16 protein-coding genes and 1 pseudogene are annotated in these 16,660 nt (G+C 59.1%); 4 read left to right on the top strand and 13 right to left on the bottom strand.

The features are described from left to right. Positions 1-4: 4 nt before the first annotated feature. The gene (locus tag AC0L23_RS31780) at positions 5-274 is read right to left on the bottom strand and encodes a hypothetical protein (protein WP_473357857.1); all 270 of its coding nucleotides are present in this window, start codon (positions 272-274) and stop codon (positions 5-7) included. 36 nt (positions 275-310) lie between these two features. After that, a pseudogene (locus AC0L23_RS31775) lies at positions 311-1,671 on the bottom strand (ABC transporter ATP-binding protein); the annotation flags it as partial. Between the two features lie 496 nt (positions 1,672-2,167). Here AC0L23_RS31775 and AC0L23_RS31770 point away from each other — a divergent pair. Continuing rightward, complete coding sequence (locus AC0L23_RS31770) at positions 2,168-2,476, top strand: hypothetical protein (protein ID WP_473357846.1); 309 nt, start codon at positions 2,168-2,170, stop codon at positions 2,474-2,476. Positions 2,477-2,814: 338 nt separating this feature from the next. Here the strand turns inward: AC0L23_RS31770 and AC0L23_RS31765 are convergent, their stop codons facing one another. From AC0L23_RS31765 to AC0L23_RS31715, 11 genes are all read right to left on the bottom strand, one after another. Continuing rightward, the gene (locus AC0L23_RS31765; protein ID WP_473357844.1) at positions 2,815-3,477 is read right to left on the bottom strand and encodes an LssY C-terminal domain-containing protein; all 663 of its coding nucleotides are present in this window, start codon (positions 3,475-3,477) and stop codon (positions 2,815-2,817) included. A gap of 218 nt (positions 3,478-3,695) precedes the next feature. After that, complete coding sequence (locus AC0L23_RS31760; RefSeq protein ID WP_473357843.1) at positions 3,696-4,202, bottom strand: hypothetical protein; 507 nt, start codon at positions 4,200-4,202, stop codon at positions 3,696-3,698. Positions 4,203-4,290: 88 nt separating this feature from the next. Then, positions 4,291-4,668 carry a hypothetical protein gene (locus AC0L23_RS31755; RefSeq protein ID WP_473357841.1) on the bottom strand — a complete coding sequence of 126 codons (378 nt, stop codon included), beginning with the start codon at positions 4,666-4,668 and terminating at the stop codon, positions 4,291-4,293. Positions 4,669-4,902: 234 nt separating this feature from the next. After that, positions 4,903-6,060, bottom strand: coding sequence for an HlyD family secretion protein (locus tag AC0L23_RS31750; RefSeq protein WP_473357839.1), 1,158 nt, complete (start codon positions 6,058-6,060; stop codon positions 4,903-4,905). Next, the gene (locus AC0L23_RS31745) at positions 6,057-6,422 is read right to left on the bottom strand and encodes a DUF3302 domain-containing protein (protein WP_473357838.1); all 366 of its coding nucleotides are present in this window, start codon (positions 6,420-6,422) and stop codon (positions 6,057-6,059) included. The genes AC0L23_RS31750 and AC0L23_RS31745 overlap by 4 nt, the downstream gene beginning before the upstream one ends. A gap of 174 nt (positions 6,423-6,596) precedes the next feature. Further along, positions 6,597-7,400, bottom strand: coding sequence for a c-type cytochrome (locus AC0L23_RS31740; RefSeq protein ID WP_473357836.1), 804 nt, complete (start codon positions 7,398-7,400; stop codon positions 6,597-6,599). Further along, positions 7,397-9,016: a cbb3-type cytochrome c oxidase subunit I gene (locus AC0L23_RS31735; RefSeq protein ID WP_473357835.1), complete on the bottom strand. Its 1,620-nt coding sequence runs from the start codon at positions 9,014-9,016 to the stop codon at positions 7,397-7,399. The genes AC0L23_RS31740 and AC0L23_RS31735 overlap by 4 nt, the downstream gene beginning before the upstream one ends. Continuing rightward, positions 9,006-9,554 (bottom strand): cupredoxin domain-containing protein, encoded by a 549-nt coding sequence (locus AC0L23_RS31730; RefSeq protein ID WP_473357833.1) that lies wholly within the window; start codon positions 9,552-9,554, stop codon positions 9,006-9,008. The genes AC0L23_RS31735 and AC0L23_RS31730 overlap by 11 nt, the downstream gene beginning before the upstream one ends. After that, entirely contained in the window at positions 9,551-9,766 is a 216-nt protein-coding gene (locus AC0L23_RS31725) for a hypothetical protein (protein ID WP_473357832.1), read from the bottom strand. Before AC0L23_RS31725 ends, AC0L23_RS31730 begins: the two co-directional genes overlap by 4 nt. 11 nt (positions 9,767-9,777) lie before the next feature. Next, on the bottom strand, positions 9,778-12,003 hold the full coding sequence (locus tag AC0L23_RS31720; RefSeq protein WP_473357830.1) for a xanthine dehydrogenase family protein molybdopterin-binding subunit: 2,226 nt from the start codon (positions 12,001-12,003) through the stop codon (positions 9,778-9,780). Beyond that, positions 12,000-12,470: a (2Fe-2S)-binding protein gene (locus tag AC0L23_RS31715; protein WP_473357829.1), complete on the bottom strand. Its 471-nt coding sequence runs from the start codon at positions 12,468-12,470 to the stop codon at positions 12,000-12,002. The genes AC0L23_RS31720 and AC0L23_RS31715 overlap by 4 nt, the downstream gene beginning before the upstream one ends. Before the next feature lie 327 nt (positions 12,471-12,797). Between AC0L23_RS31715 and AC0L23_RS31710 the strand changes: the two genes are divergently transcribed. The 3 genes from AC0L23_RS31710 (at position 12,798) to AC0L23_RS31700 (ending at position 16,636) form a co-directional block, all read left to right on the top strand. Continuing rightward, positions 12,798-14,195: an OprD family outer membrane porin gene (locus AC0L23_RS31710; RefSeq protein WP_473357825.1), complete on the top strand. Its 1,398-nt coding sequence runs from the start codon at positions 12,798-12,800 to the stop codon at positions 14,193-14,195. Between the two features lie 192 nt (positions 14,196-14,387). Then, positions 14,388-14,693, top strand: a complete 306-nt coding sequence (locus tag AC0L23_RS31705) for a c-type cytochrome (RefSeq protein WP_473357823.1) — start codon at positions 14,388-14,390, stop codon at positions 14,691-14,693. Positions 14,694-14,884: 191 nt separating this feature from the next. Continuing rightward, entirely contained in the window at positions 14,885-16,636 is a 1,752-nt protein-coding gene (locus AC0L23_RS31700) for a di-heme-cytochrome C peroxidase (protein ID WP_473357822.1), read from the top strand. Positions 16,637-16,660 lie beyond the last annotated feature (24 nt).

Below are 16,660 nucleotides of genomic sequence, written 5' to 3'. Positions count from 1 at the left end.
ATAGCTAGGCTGCGTCTGCTGATGCCGAGGCCGGTTCGTATTGAATTCGGTGCAGTTCGGCATAGACGCCGTTGCGCGCCAGAAGTTCGCTGTGAGAACCTTCCTCGGCTACAACGCCATCCTTTAGAACGACGATCTTGTCTGCCTGGCTTATCGTGCTGAGGCGATGAGCAATCATGATGACGGTGCGGCCCTTCATCAATTGGCGTAGCCCCTCGATCACGAGGCGTTCGGATTCGGTATCGAGCGCGGCAGTCGGCTCGTCCAGGATCATGATCGGACTGTTCCGGATCACGGCGCGAGCAATGCCGATACGTTGCCGCTGGCCGCCGGAAAGAGTATCTCGTTGGCAATTTTCGCGGCGGCAATGATTTCTTCGTCGGTTGCTCCGGGACGTCCGTACGCAATATTTTCGCGAATAGTCCCGCGGAACAGGACCGTCTCCTGCAACACGAATCCGACCTGGGTTCGCAGTGCAGCCAGCTTGAAAGTAGAAACGTCGTTTCCATCGATGAGAATGCGGCCGGCGCTGGGATCATAAAACCGCGGCAGCAAGCTCAGGATGGTCGATTTTCCAGACCCGGTAGGGCCGACAATGCCGATGACTTGGCCGGCTTCGATGTTGAACGAAACGTCCCGAAGTACCTGAACTTCGTCGCTATAGCCGAATGCGATATTCTCGAAGGAAATGGCGCCCTTGACGCGGCCGGGATCCACCGCCTTGGGATGTTCGCCAATGACGGCGTCTGCCAGTAGGATTTTTTGGATACGTTCGAGCGCGACAGTTGTCTGCGCAATCGCGCTCGTCATGCTGGCGAGATCTTTCACAGGCTTGAAGAACTTTGCCAGATAGGCGAGGTAAACAGTAAGCGCGCCGGTTGTCATCACCCCAGCGACAATCAAGCCCGTGCCTCTCCACAGTACGATTGCAGTGCAGAACGCAACTACGATGCTGACCATAGGCGACAGCAGTGATTTTACCTGGCGTGCCTTTAGGGCGGCCTCGACGGTAGCGTGGCTGGCAGCCTCAAGATGCGCGGCCTCAAGGTCCTGTCGTCCGAATGCCTTCACAGCACGGACCGATCCGAGCCCCTCTTGAACAACCGCAACAACCTCGCTCTGTTTGATGCGGACGGTTCGCGTGACCTCCTTAACCGCCTTCTTGAAATGCATCACGGCCATCAGGAGGAACGGCGTCACGGCAAGTGCGATCAAGGTGAAGTCCCAGTTTAGCCAAAACATCAATCCCACCATGAAAATGATGGTGATGATGTCAACGACGATGCTTAGCGTTGATGACGACGCGAAGCTCTGGATAGTCGCGACGTCACTTGTGATGGTTGACATCAGCGTGCCGGTCTTTGCGGTATCGTAAAAGCGGAGCGACAATCGGTGCAAGTGTTCGTAGATCCGGATCCGCAGATCGTTGGCAACCCACTGGCCGATGCTGGTGGTGTAGTAATTGTCGATGTATGTGGCGACCGCACTTATGATTGCGATGACCAGCGTCGCGGCGCCCGCGAACATGGCCACTCCAAGCGTGTGGCGTCCGAAGCCATAGTCATGTGCCCAAGCCAGCCAGTCGGGTAACCTATGCTTTCCGAGTGCGTCGTCGAGCACAAGCTTGAGGGGCCAAGGCGCCGCCAGACTGGCCGCAATCTCGAGCAGCATCGCTGCGAAAACAATAGCGAGCCAGCCGCGATAAGGTCGGAGCAATCCGAGCACGAGACGCGTCATTTTGCTCCCCCCATCAGCAAGAGTAGTAATCATGCGGGCCGAGTGCTTGAATGAATGTCCGCTGGGCAGGAGGATCGCCGTTGCTGCAGCTAGGGGCTATGCAGAATCGGCCGCTCGCAGAAAATTGGCATAGTGCTTCCTGGGTTGGCAGAACCTCAGGAGGCGCCTTCCGCCCGAGAAGCCCAGCCGTCAATCCAGCCTGTGTCATCGCGTAATAGTCTGCCGAACTTGCATAGACGCCGTACGCAGAGCTTGGCTAACTGGCACAGCGGTCCGGAAGTTTTCTGACGCGCTTCGCAGGGCCTGCCTGTTACGAAGGGAAAAGTGAGCACCCACATGAGTGATTGTTAGCGACCGAGACTGCCGCTGGCGCCTTCGCAGAGGGCGGCCCTTTGGCAAAAAAAAAGCGCTACCTTTAGGAGAATACGACATGCCTATTTCAGTGGCTGTGATCGCTCTAAGCACCCAATTGGTTGTGGCGGTATCGGACGGTGTGCCGGCGTTTGACATGGCAAGAAGCTGCAAGCTCGACTTGGCTGCGACATCCGGACTGTCCGACACCCAATCGCTCCGGGCGTGCATCAAGGATGAACAGGGGGCGCGAAAGCAGTTAGTCCAGCGATGGTCGACGTTCCCGGCCGCGAGCAAAGCGGAGTGCATCCCCCAGGAGTCGATCGGGGGCACTCCTAGCTACGTCAGCTTGCAAGTGTGCCTGCAGATGAACCAATGGGCCAAGTAGGCCTCTTATAGTCCGGGTTGATGAGTATAGCGCACCGTCACCACCGGGTTAAGATCGGCGGCGGTCTGGGCGGCGGCCGCTGCTGAAAAGCCATGAGAGTGGCAGCTATGGTCGATCGTCGGTGAGGGACGAGTGCATTCGCGCCGGCTTAGGTCAGGGGTAGGACATAGTCGCTACACAGAAGCCCGCTCAACGAAAATACGTGCGCGGCAGCGAACTCACGTCATCGAGTTACTTGCTTTGGTCGCAAGTCGGTCGATGTTCTGTCGTGCCTGTACCGTGAAGCCACCTTACCGACGAGTTCGTTCGGACAGGAGCCTCAGAGCAGGGACCGCGTGTTAAGGCGACTCTCCGCCGGCTCCAAGAAATATCTTGTCCTTCAGCTGAATGAGAGCGGGGGGAGGTTCGAATTTTGCGGGCACGGCAGCTCTTTCGCCTTGCGGGACGAGTGTCGCAACCCAGATCTCTCCGTCCGTGTAGTAGGGATCGCCTTCGCCATTCCGGCCACGAAAGGTTGGGCCGATTCCCTTGTTTTGGACCACGTTGGACAAAGTGCGAGCCTGATCGAGGGCGCGAATCAATTCGTCACGCTCCTGATCGATGTTTGGTGCAATCTTGTGCGTGATCTGTCCAGTATCCCGGCTCAGAGTGACGCCACTGTCAAAGCTTGCTGACCCGAGCCAAACCGGGTGCCCTTGGGCGCCGCTATCGAGGACCAGCCAGAGACGGACGTGCTGCCGACGATCCGCACTCCTGCCCACCGGCTTCTCAAACGCGAGATCTTCGTGGCGTCCTTGGAAATACAACGGACTTACCGGGGCATCCCTATATGGGCGATCGAGAATCACACTTCCCACGATCTTCAGGCTCGTCCGAAGAGTGATCGGATCTGCCGGATCCCATCCTGCGGCGTGAAATGCTAAAACAACCTGCTCACGGCTTCCGATGAGACCGATGTTTATTGGTCCTCCCGGTATCCCATCGGCATTGTGTGTGACCATCGTCCTCTTTGACAATCCGGGCTCGTGCTCTATCCGCGACCACGTGGCCGGCAAGACGAGATAGCTAACGAAGACATATGCCAAAATAATTGCCGCAAGCAGCCATAGATAAGGGCGTGGATTGCTTGTGAGCCGTGGTCTCATCCTATCCAGCCTCGCGTCTGCTTACTTTCCTTGGTCGAACCGTTCAGGCTCCATAGGAGGGAGCCGGCTCGAACTTACTGATGACCAGCAATACTTTGCTGACTGAGAGCGTTGTCTATTGTCATGGCGATCCAGCCCAGTCCGGAAAGACCTTGCCTCTTTGCAGCCAGGTTGACGGAATCGGCAACGTCTGGCGTCAAGGGGACGTTAATGATGACGTCCAGGCCACTCTCAAGGCTATACACCAACCGGGTCACTTGGCCGGTGAAGCGCTGGACGAGGGCCACCTTCTCATTATCCGTAAGCGGCAGTTCTGTAGCCACCATCGGACAGTACGCGCCGATGAGATGCTCGACCATCAAGCTTTTGCTCATGCCCTCGCGTTGGAAGCTGGCGATCGCGGCTTTCAGCGTTTCGACATCCATCATCGTGTTTACGTCAGGTAACAGCCGCCTGATCTGTTCGAGTTTGGCTGGGTCATTTGGTTTGGAGGGAAAGGGGCATTTAAAGTCATCGGAGGCGATTGCCGGTACTCCCGAGAATGCAGACAGAGCCAGACCTAGCGCGATTGTCGATTTCATCAATGAGGCATCTCCTTTCGCTGACGTTGGTGCTTCATGGGCCGCCGCGAGTGGCGGCTTGAGCTCAGATATGCCGCATTCAGATGATTCACGCTTCTACTCCGAGGAGATACAGCGTGAACACGATTGCGAGCAGACCATCCATTATGGCGATAGCCGCCATGGGCGGGGTACGCTTGAGCTCACTGAAGAAGATCAAGGCAAAAATTATGACCTTTTCGATTGCCGCTGCCGTCAAGATTGGCCCGCGCGAAGCGGGAAAGAACCCAGCGTAAACCGTCAGAGCGCAGATAACGAATAGCAGCGCTCCCCAATGACGCACGAAGAATATCATGACGGAGCCGGGGTCGGACGACCGGAATAGCAGTCCGAGAACCGGGCGTGGGAACAGGAGTGCCGCCAGCCCAGCAGCAGCCGTTGGAATTCCGGAGATAACTAGGATCCCGCCGATCGAGGATTGCAACATTCGAGGTGTCTCCAAGAATGGAAATGGCCGCATATCGGCAGACCAGATTTGCCGAATCTCTGTCGATCCGAAGCGCGACCGCCTGTGTCCGACAATTCGTTGGCCGAGACGACGGTGCACCTAGCTCCGCGTCATCATCCTAGAATCGACAGGTATAGGATGACGAATGGTCGAGCCAAGCAGTGCCAGACTCAGATGTTTTGAGAGTCTGATCATGTTAGTCTCGCATTCAACTCAGATGTTGAGCGGGTAGAGCCAGTTGAACCACGAATGTGCACGGATGGAGATCTTTCGTAGGACGGCCCAAGCTCCGTGCTCTCCGCTTGTATAGATCGCGGCGCCGCCCTGCGCGCCAATCGGGAACTTAGATTGATCAGCATGATCAAGCCGTATTTTCACGGCATATTGTCCCTGAGGCACATTTAAGGGCGCTTGCTGGAATTTGGGGACATCGTCGCTTGGCAGGTACTGACCAATGCCGTTGCCGCGCCAAACGCGGTCGACCACGCCGCCAAAGATCTGCCCTGGATAAAGATCAAGAGCAACTTCGACGCGCTGGCCATCCTTCACGTATTTGAGATTTTCCTGGAAGAACGTCGCCAGCAAATAACGATCCGCATCCGCAATGAATGCCGCAATTCCGCCAACGCGATAAGTGCCGGCGACCATTCCGGGGCGGACCTGAAGGTTGAACATGTGACCGTCTTCAGGAGCGGTCAGTGTCGTGTTGTCCAGATAGTAGCGCGCCAACTGTAGCTGCGCGTCCATATTGGCGACGGTAGTGTTGACGCCGCCGATCTCGGATTTGTATTGCAGTGTGGCACGTTCAAGCTGGGCAATGGCCGCGTTGTTGGTCGCTTGGGCCGCTTCGACACGGGTTAGCGATTGCTCCACGTCCTCTTGGCGTACGGCCTGCTCCTGTGCCAGCTGGTCGAACATGCGCTTCTGATATTGTGCATAATCGAGTTCCGCTTTCGCTTTCTTCGTTCCTTGTGACGCTGCGTCGACGTCCGCTTTCAACACGTTGACATTTTGCTTGGCTGCGGCGAGCTGGGCTGCGATTTGGTCGACCTTAAACTGGTAGGGGCGGCGGTCGAACTGGAATAGAGGCTGTCCCTTCTTGACCGGAATATCTTCGTCGACCAGCACGGCTTCGACCAGCGTAGGCTCGGGCAGGCGCGGAACCAATTGTATCGTTCGTTGAACGACGGTTGCATTGGCGGAGAACGGCGTGATGAAACGCAAGCCTATCAAGAAGACTAGCATCAGGTGGACAACGAAGAATCCGAAAATGACCCCCCAGCCAGGCGTCAGCTTGATGAGCTTGAACCTGAAGAAGACAATCCAGAACACAAAGCAGGCAACCGTCAGAACGAGAAGAGCAGCCATCATGACGGCGTATCTCCAGCGTGAGCTTCCGGCGGCGTGATAGCGGGCAACGCCTTGCCGGTCAGCTTTGCAATCGTCTGTTCTGTTTCAAGCCTTCTTTCCTCTGGCATGTAACGCACATCGATAACGGTCGTGGGCCGGAAGGCCCAGGCGAGGGCCTGAACCCAAGGCACGACGGCCAGAAAGCCGACCCAACCCATCAAGTAAACAGCTTCGGCTTCAGGATGGTTACGCGCGATCGCGATCCTTCCCGGTAGACCCAGAATAAAAACTGCGAGGCCCAAACCGGCGGCAGTAAGGACGAAGAGAGATAGGAAGGTTGCATAGTCCCAGAAATCAAGCGGAAAACCCAACAAGGCTTCCATGGCATTTGCTCCTTGCCTGCGGCGGGGCGACTGACACCATCAAGCCGCCCATTCGCATTCCGCGGACAACGTAAGGTATTTTTAGAGCTATCCACATGGCTATGCAGTTTCGGCACGTGCTTGAAAAGTTCTCTCGAGGGGCTGAAGCCGAATCGTCGCGTTACCAACAAACCTCTAGCGCCCGGCAATTCCTCCTGCGCCAGAATAGTACGCGGCCAGCATCGCGATCTCGTCGTTGGTCAATTGACGTGCAACACTTCGCATCTGCTCACTGATGTCGTTACGTCGGAGTCCAGCCTTGAAGGATTGCAGCTGCAACTCAAGATAAGCCCGTTGTTGTCCCCTCAGTCCAGGGGAGCCGGGTGAGCTCCCGACCGGCCCGTGGCAAGACGCGCAGGGCGCGATGCCTCGCAGCGGATCGCCAACCTCTACCAGACGACGGGCGGTGGGACTGGCGGAGCTCTGCGGGGCAAGGGGCGGAAGCCGGGCAAAATGTGCGGCGAGATCGAGCAGGTTCTGCTCCGATAGCGGAGAGACATACACGCCCATCACGGCGGGGTTTCGCCGGCCACCTTTGAAATCTGCCAGTTGCTTGTAGATGGCCGCTACGCTCTGGCCAGCGAGGTTCGGAATGATGGCATCGGAGCTGACTCCGTCTTGACCGTGGCAATTGTTGCAGGCCGGCGCTGCCGCGGCACCCGCTACGGCATCGCCTTGCGCCAGCTTCTGTCGAGTCTCGACGGTCCACGCAACCTCCGAGGCGGGCTGACCCGTGACTTGCGTGCCGAGCTTCGGAGCCGAGCTCGGCAGGCCGACCGCGCGGCAAATGGCACTCCACAGGTCGAGCCCTGCGGCCCCCGGTTGTGCGGACGGCAGCCACACGAAGCCAACGGCAAGCGCCAAAAGAAAGAGCACTCCCGTCACGCCAATCCAGATGGCGTACCTCGGATCGTTCCGGGATGGCAGGTTTTTACTCATTCGGCGGAAACCTGAAACGCCGGCACGGCAGTTCTGTTCAGAAAGACAAACTGCGCCAACGGGTAGCCATAGTTTGCGACGGTCAGCGCCAACACCAGCAGCGCCCATATTCCAAAGCTGTTCAAGGACGCCGGAAGGCGTCGCGGAGGATAGAGCGCAAGCGAGAATTGAAGCGGCGCGATTGCGGCGGCAGGCACTCGATGTGAAGCGAGCAGCACAATGATCAACAGCGCCGCCGAGAAAAGAAGGACGAAGCCTCCGAGCGCCGATATGCTGACCCAGACCCCCTGGGCCGCCAGCGCCGAGTTGGCGAAATCATAGTAAGCCATGCGTCGCGGCTGTCCCATGACGCCGACCAAATGCCAAGGCAACGTGACGATCAACATCCCGATGAACCAGGTCCACAATTGCAGACGTACGAGTTTCGGTGCTGCAAGGGGGCGACCCGTCAGGCGCGGCCAGAGTTCATACGCAATCGCGAAATACATGATCACGATAGCGCCGCCGTAGATCAGGTGGAAATGGCCGGTGACCCATTGCGTGTTGTGAACGGTCGAGTTCAGCACGTAACTCATGTTGATGAGGCCGCTTGCCCCGCCAAGTCCGAGCATGATCATCGAAAACCCCGAGGCGAGTACGAACGGACGATCCCAAGGCAGGGCGGCAATCCATCCGAACAGGCCCCGACCGCCGCGCAGCCGGCCGGCGATTTCGAGGGAAGCGCAAACCGTAAATATCGTGAGGAGCGTCGGAACCGCGACCATCCCGGTGAAAACAGCGTGCAAAAACTTGAATCCTGCCCCGACCTGGGGGTCGACGAACAAATGATGTATGCCGATCGGCATCGAGAAGATCAGCAGTTGCAGAAACGCAATGCGGCCCATCTTGTCGCTGTACAAGCGGCCGCCGGCGGCTTGGGGCAGCAGGACGTAAAACGAGATGTAGGTCGGTATCAGCCAGAAGTAGACTATCGCGTGGAGCGTCCACGAAAACAGCAGCCTTGCGAGCCCGGGATCGATGGTCGTTGTCCACCCGAAGGCATTGGGCAGTATAAGGAATACGATCTCGGCCCCCACCCCGAGCGACGTCCATCCCCAAAGCAGCGCGCCCACGGTGGTGGCGAACATGGCGAGGGGTACGGGCAGTCCCGGATGATCTGCCTTCCATTGTTTGAAATGCCAGACCATGAGCCCGATCCAGATCCACGAGCCGATCACCGCGATGAGAATGCCGAGGTAGTAGAACGGGCTGCCAAGCAGCGGCGGATAGAAAGTATAGAGGACGGTGGCCTTTCCCGCGGCGACCGTTGTGATCGCCATCGCCGCACCCGCGAGCACGAGACCGAATGAAAGCCACGCAAGCGGCAAGCCCCGCATTGGCCGTCCGAGCGATACGGCGCACATCGCGTAGCCGAACCCCATCGCCACCAGCGTCGGAAAGACATAGGCGAGGATAGTGCCGTGCCCGGTGACCGCGCGATAGTACAGTTCCGGAGGGACCCATGGATGTAACGGGCTGCGTACGAGCATCTGCCACGTACCGAGCGGAATTGCCACAGCGAAGGCCGCGAACGCGGCCCAGAAATGAGCAAGAACGATACGATTGCTACCCTGCACAGGACGCTCGTGGTTTGCCGCCAAAGGACTTGTCAAACTGTGATCGGTCGACGACCCTAACGTGTGCCCACATCCCCTCGTGACCGACGCTGCAATACTCGTGGCACGGCATCAGGTGCTCGCCGGTCTTATCGAATTGCGTTCGTGCCTCGGCAACGAATCCCGGTACGACCATGCTGTTGACGTTGGTGTCCGTAATGAGAAATCCGTGCACGACGTCGGGGCTGGTAACGCGGAAGATCACCGGCGTGTTTGCCGGAACAATCATGCAGGTAGGAATGAATGAGTATTGCTGCGCAATGACGCGCACCACCACGGAGCCGTCCGGCTGTGCCGCAGATCCGAGATTGTCTTCCATGAACTCGCCCGACAAATGCAGGCGGCTCGCGTCGATCGTTTCCACGTTCGACGGAGGCTGGACCGCCCAATGCACGCTGCTGTAGATGATGACGGCGAACACGACCCCGATGACGCCGGCGACGACATAGGCCCACCACCGCTCCGAGTCCTCGACGACGTTTGGGGGCACTACGCTCATCCGACATTGCCTCGTGGCGCAAAGATGAGGAAGAAGAAGGCAATCCAGATTGCCAGCAGCACCAGGACTGAGAGCCCGGCGAGCGATGCAGCACCACGAGGGCCATTCGCTGCTATCGCCAGGACATCTTCGTCCCGGCCATTGAACGCGACGTTCTCCCTGCAAAAGGCTGCCGAGACGTGATCTTCCACCTGGTCATCCGAGTTCGGCATGCAACGTCTCGCTATCCCGGCTTTGAAACGGTCATCGCCGCCAGGACCTGGGCCGGCCTGAACGGGATCGATCGAAGCCGCGCACCGGTCGCGTCGAAAACGGCGTTTGCGATCGCGGAAGGTAGGAGAGAGGTCGTCGGTTCACCTGCTCCCCAAGGCACCTCGTTCGGCCGATCGATCAGGTCGATCACGACGTCGGGGACATTGGGAAAGGTCAGAATCGGATAGCTTCCCCAGTTGAGGCTGGTGACGGCGCTGCGGCTGAACGTTACTTTCTCAACCAAGCTGCGGCTCACCGTTTGCACGACGTTGCCTTCGATCTGATTGCGCAGGCCGTCGGGATTGATGATCTGGCCGCAATCGTGAGCGACGAACACGCGGTCGACCTTTATGTGGCCCGTCGCGCGGTCGACGGTCACATCGGCGACCACCGCCACATACGTCCGCACGCTCTCGTACTTCGAGTACGTTACGCCGCGACCGCGCGCGACAGGACCGGCATCGCGCGGGCGCGAGCCGCGCGGCTCCCATTTCGCGAGGGCGCGCAGGCGCTCGAGTACCTCAAGTCCGCGCGAATCCTTGAGATGGCGAACTCGGATCTCAAACGGATCTACACCGGTGGCCGCCGCGATTTCATCGAGAAAAGTCTCGTTACCGAACGTATTCTGTGTGTTGCCTGGCGCGCGAATCCACGCCGAAGGCAACGGTGTGTCGAGTAGCCAGTGTACCGTCAGCTTGTTGTTCGGCAACGCATAGGGAATGCCGAGTCCCGAGTGGGGGGTGGCCGAACCGGGGAATGGCATCTTCGGCAGCCCAGCGAGCTCGGCCGCAAGCAACGTCACACCGGAGCGCTTGAACGGTTGCTCGGGCATGAACATGTCAGCTTCCCAAGCAGTGATCTGGCCTTGGTCATCGATGCTGGCGCGATAGTCGAGCGCCACGGGAGGGCCCTTGGGATCCCAACCGTGTTCGTCCTGCCGCATCCATTGCAGTCGCACCGGCTTGCCGATTTCCCTGGCGATCAAGGCTGCTTCGGAAGAGCAGTCGTCGGCGCCGTTGCGGCCGTAGCAGCCCGCACCTTCCACGAAGATGCAGCGCACGTTCTCGGGGTTCAAGCTCAGCATTGTCGCGAGCTGCAGCTGCAGCAGATGACTTGCCTGCGAGGGCGTCCATACGGTCAACCGGCCGTCCTTGAAATCGGCAACTGCGCAGGATGGGCCAATCGATCCGTGGGTTTGAATCGCGAAGTCGTACGTCGCCTGGAACGTTCGTTTGCCTTGCCTGAAGCCGGCGGCGGTGTCGCCTGCCGTTTGCAGCACCTCATTGCGGTCGACCTTGGAGCTGCGCACGTACTCGTAAAGCTGCGACTCCACGGGTAGTCCTGCCCAGTCCGACCACTTGGCAACGATCGCTTTCGAGGCGCTGATCGCGGCCCATTCGTTGGTTGCCACCACCGCCAGGAGATTACCCTTGCGTACCGCGCGGACGTAGCCCTTGATCTTCCGACAAGGGGTGTCGTCGAAGCTTTGGAGCGCCGAGCGAACGCCGCCCGGATGAACGACACGTGCATGCAGCATGCCGGGCAGCTTGTGGTCCTGGATGAAGTTGAATGTCCCGAAGATCTTGCCTGGAATGTCGCGGCGAGGCGCTGAGGTGCCCACGATTGTGTAGTCCTTCGGGTCCTTCAGCGGAGCCCCGGGATCGATTTTCATCGACAGCTTCTGCTGGCCGATCAGTTCGGGATAAGAGAGCTTGTCGGCGCCGGTTCGCGATGCGACGATTCCGTCCTTTGCGACCAAGGTATCCTTCGCCACCTTGAGCTTGTCGGCGGCCCGCTGCAGGAGCGCCTCGCGTGCCGTGGCCGCGGCTCGCCTGATCTGCATGCCGCCGTTCTGGATCGACAGACTGGCATAGGTCGGCCCCTGGTTAGGCGTCAGCTGGGTATCGCCCTGGATCATTTCGACGCGATCGAGCGAGACGCACAGCTCTTCCGCGGCGATCTGGGCGATCGCCGTCACGGCGCCGGTTCCAAGCTCCACCTTCCCCGAATAGATCGTGACCTTGCCGGTCGCGTCGATTGCGATGAACCCGCCAACGTCGTCGGCAGCTACGCTCTTGTCGGCCGCGGTTTCAGTGCGGCCTGCGCGTGGCGCAAGGGAAAACGCCACCACGAGCGCTCCTCCCTGCACCAAAAGGGCGCGGCGGGACAACGGCGTGGAGGCGATCTGCGCGCTCATGCCATTTTCTCGGCGGCGCGCATCACGGCGCGCAGGATCCGGACGTGGGTGCCGCATTTGCAAAGATTTCCGGCAAGCGCCTGTCTGACTTGATCTTCGGTCGGACGTTTGGTCGTTGCGAGGAATGCGGCGGCCTGCATGATCATTCCGTTGATGCAGTAGCCGCACTGCGCCGCCTGCTCGTCGATGAAGGCCTGTTGAACCGGATGCGGCTTCTCTGGCGTCCCGAGCCCCTCCAGGGTCACGATATCGGCGTCGGCAACCGCCGACACCGGCATAACGCAGCTGCGCAGCGCCTCGCCGTAATAGTGCACGCTGCAGGCACCGCATTGGGCAAGTCCGCAACCGAAATGCAGGCCGTGCAGGCCGAGCTGGTCGCGCAGCGCGTAGAGCAGGGGCATGCTTGGGTCTTCAGTGGTCAGCACCGCTGCCTTGCCGTTGACGGTCAATTTGATCGTGGTGGTCATACCCGGCGACGTCCTCGGTGAGTAGTCCCGTTGTCCACAGCCGATCGGACCGCCGTCCGCGAAGCCCGCGGAATAACGGGAGATCGTCGAAGCCGTGCGCGTTTGACAGCGAGATTGATCGCATAATTCCGCGACCGCTATGCAAATTCGGCTGATATCAGTTTTCGTGGTTGCTATTTGAGGGTCGGCGAATTCAGGTTTTCAATTCCGTCCCTTTGACAGTACGATTGGTTCGTGCGGCCAGTTTTAGGCCAGGCCATTCGAACAAGCGTCCAGGATGCTGCGATGCGTTGGTTCAGGTGGAATCGAGCTTTTCATCGAGGCCGCATGTCCTTGTGGCTGCTCGCTGCCGGCTGGATCACATTCTGGGCCGGATCGATCGGTGTGATCACGCCTGCTCAAGCTCAATCGCAGTTTCAACGGCTCCTGCCCGAACAGCGCAAGGAGGTTGCGGATCAGGAGTATCTTGTCTGGACCGTCGCGAAGATCCCGCCGCAGCCTTACATGAACGAAATCTACTGGTCACGACCCTCAGCCGAAACGCCAAAGTTCTTCAGCGAGTCTCTCGTGCAGTTCGTCGCTCGAACTTTTGATCTGACCCGCGACAATTCCAATGGATCGAGGTCGCAGGCCTGGGCAGGGGGAGGCTGGCTGGCATTTCGGTCAGGGCTTATCGGCGACGTGTTCGGGGTCCAGGTCGCAGCCTATACCTCGCAGCCGATCTTCGCGCCTCCGGATCAGGGCGGCACGCTGCTGTTGGCGCCACCGCAGAGTTCGATCGGGACGCTCGGGCAGATCTATGGCCGCGTGCAGTTCGGTGATCAGGAGTTTCGCGGAGGCCGGCAATTGGTGGATACGCCGCTGATCAACCCGCAGGATAACCGAATGCTGCCGAATACGTTCGAGGGCGCAACGGTGGTGTCGCTGCCGGACCTGCAGCGCAATTACGACTACGCCGCCGGTTATCTCTGGAACATGAAACAGCGGGATTCGAACGACTTTATTCCGATGTCGAATGCGGTGGCGGGCGGGGACGTTGCCAACCACGGAGCAGCGTTCGGGATGCTCAGAGTCCGGCCGGTTCCAGGACTCTCCCTCGTCGCCATGGACTACAACGTCCAGGACTTTATCAACGGGGCTTTTGCCCAGGTGGAATACGACTTCAGGCAGCCGAGCGGTGTTCCGAACTGGATCGTCGGCGCGAACGTCACCAATCAACGAAGCCTCGGCGCCAACCTGCTGACGGGGGCGCCCTTCGAGACCTATCAAGCTTCTGCAAAGGCGCAGATGCTCTATGCCGGGTGGACGTTTTTCGTCATGGGGTCGATGAGCGGCTCAGGCGCCAATCCGATCTCGCCATTCGGCGGCAATCCGAATTATGCCAGCATGCAACAGCTCACATTCGACAAGGCCAACGAGAAGGCCGTCGGCGCCAGCGTCGCATATGATTTCGGAGCGTTTGGTCTTCCAGGACTTGGCGCCGGGACTTGGTATACCCGTGGCTGGGGCGCCATCAACCCCAGCAATAATTTGTCGATACCCAACCGGGACGAACTGGATTTTTGGATGCAGTACCGCCCGACCGAGGGACCCCTAAAGGGATTTCGCCTGAGGGCGCAATATTCCAATGTTTGGCAACAGGGTAACCTACGCAATCCTCAGCCGGAATTCCAGTTCGTGATTGACTACACCGTGCTCATTCGACCGCTTAGCGCCGTGCGATAGCTGACTACGGCGCTCGGTGCGGGTGAAGCATTCGACGGTCTGACAGTGGTGCACGTGTCGAAACTGCATAGTCGCTGTCGCGGATTCGGTGCAATAACCGATGTTGCGAGCTCTCAATTCCCGTTCCGATGGCGGGTTTAAGTCTCTGCCAGTCAAGTGGAGTTTAGCTCGCGCTTTGAAGAGGTGGATGACATGTCCCGCAAATTCGCCGCAATATTTATAGTCGCATCGTTCGGGGTTGTTGCCAGCGGCGCCCAAGCAGCAGGAAATGCATCAGCGGGCAAGGATAAAGCCTTCACATGCGGAGGATGCCACGGCGATATGGGTCAGGGGATGGGACCGTATCCCGCGTTGGCGGGCAAGCCGGAAGCCGATTTGGTCAAGGCGCTGAAGGACTTCAAATCCGGCAAGGTCAACTCCGTGATGCACGGTCTAGCGGTTTCGCTCAGCGACCAGGATATCGAGGACCTCGCGGCCTATTATGCCTCGCTCAAGTGACTCCCGGCTGACTGCAAAAAGATTCAGGATGCTCCGGGACGACGGGCCAATGTGCCGAAACTGCATAGTCGCGTTGCTGGATTTACCTCAATATTCGAGCGCCGAGTCCTCGATTACTCCTTCCTTTGCCCGGTCGGATCTCTGCCGGACAAAGGAAGTGTTTGCACGTCAAACTTGAACGGAGCGCTGTCATGAAAAGGGCACTACAGATTCTCGGTGTGAGCTCGTTGCTTGCGTTGCCGGCGGCGGTGCCCGCGAGCGCGCAACAGGCCCCATCGGCAGACTCAGTTGTCCTGCTCGACCAGGCGTGGTCCAAGGAGGATCGCGAGTGGTACTACAATTTCTCGCAGGGGTCCGCAGTCCTCGCATATGACCTCTATCTGCACATGGAAGCCGCAGACAGCCAGGATTTGTTTCGCAATGGCTTGAGCGGTCCGCGCTACGGCCTGGTCCCTCAGTCCGTCAGCCCCGCTAACCCGGACGGCCTGCCGATCGGTATCAGCAAGACCAATGTTGCGACTGCAATTAAAGGCTGGCCCGCCGGCGAGTACGCGGGAATGACCTGCGCGGCCTGCCACCAAGGGCTGCTGAAGTACAAGGGCAAGCTCATTCGGATCGAAGGCGGGATCTCGAACACGTTTGATTTCCAAGGGCTGGCTGCCGGCATCAGCGAGGCGCTCGAAAAAAATCTGATCGACACTGCAAAATTCGACCGCCTGGCGTCGCGGCTCAAAGCAACGACTCCAGACGCAAAGGACAAGTTGCGTAAGCAAATAGAGAGTGAACGGGCCCGCGTGCAAGAATATGTCACGCGAACTTCGATCACGCCGCACCCTTGGGGGCCTGGACGAGTCGATGCGCTCACCATGATCGTGGATCGCACGACGGCAACGCTGTCGGGAATTCGCGAGAATTGGTCGACGGGAAATGCGCCGGTCAAACCGCCGTTCCTCTGGAATGCGCCCCAAGGCTTGTGGACGCAGTGGAGTGCATTCGCTCAGAGTCCGATAGCTCGCAACTTTGGTGAGACCATGGGCGTCTTCCTGCCCGTTGATCTTACCTCCAAATCTCCCGCCGAAGGGCTGTTCCAATCAAACGGGGCAATAGCTGAGCTTGCGCGCGTCGAGGGCCAACTCGAGCGCCTGGCGCCACCGAGTTGGCCGGAGAACGTGTTCGGAGCAATTGACCGGGACAAGGCAAAGGCGGGCAAGGCTTTGTTCATGGAGCATTGCGCGAGCTGCCATAACGCCTGGCCCTACCGCTGGACCGAACCGAACAAATACGGGAAACGATTCGTCCTCGTGGGACTGACGCCGCAATCCTACGTGGGGACCGAGCCGCAGCTCTTCACCCTTAGACCGTTGGCCATCACCGGCGAATTGGCCAAGTTCTTGCCTCCGGAGTTTCTGGACAAGCCATTGCTGGAGCCCTTCATATTCAGCACCGTGCTCGGTGGCGAGGCGCGGGAAGTCGCTATCCGCAAGCTGAAGCCGACGGATGCGCAGATGTTGGCTTTGGACGGCTATCGCGAAATGCCGACGCCGCGGCCGGCGGATCACGTCTACAAGGCGGCCCCGCGAGACGGCGTGTGGGCTACGCCGCCTTTCCTGCACAACGGATCAGTACCCAACCTCTATGAGATGCTGATACCCGCGGCTGAGCGCACCAAGAAGTTCTATCTCGGCGGGGACTTCGACCCCGTCAAGGTTGGGTTTGATAGCACCGCGACGTCCGGGACATTCCTCATGGATACGACACTCCTTGGCAACTCGAACCGCGGGCATTCCTTCCAGGACGGTCCACGGGGCGACGGTGTCGTCGGCCCCCTGCTGCGGGACCAAGACCGTTGGGCTCTGGTGGAGTACTTGAAATCCATTCCTGAGACACCCGGGCGCGTCACGCCTTTTGGTGGTTTTCCGGAAGGCCAACTTCCACAGAAATAGTGAAGACGGCATTGGGCCGTGCCC

It is taken from the genome of Bradyrhizobium sp. MI1.4 (assembly GCF_055811315.1).
This window is presented reverse-complemented; position numbering and strand designations above follow the sequence as displayed.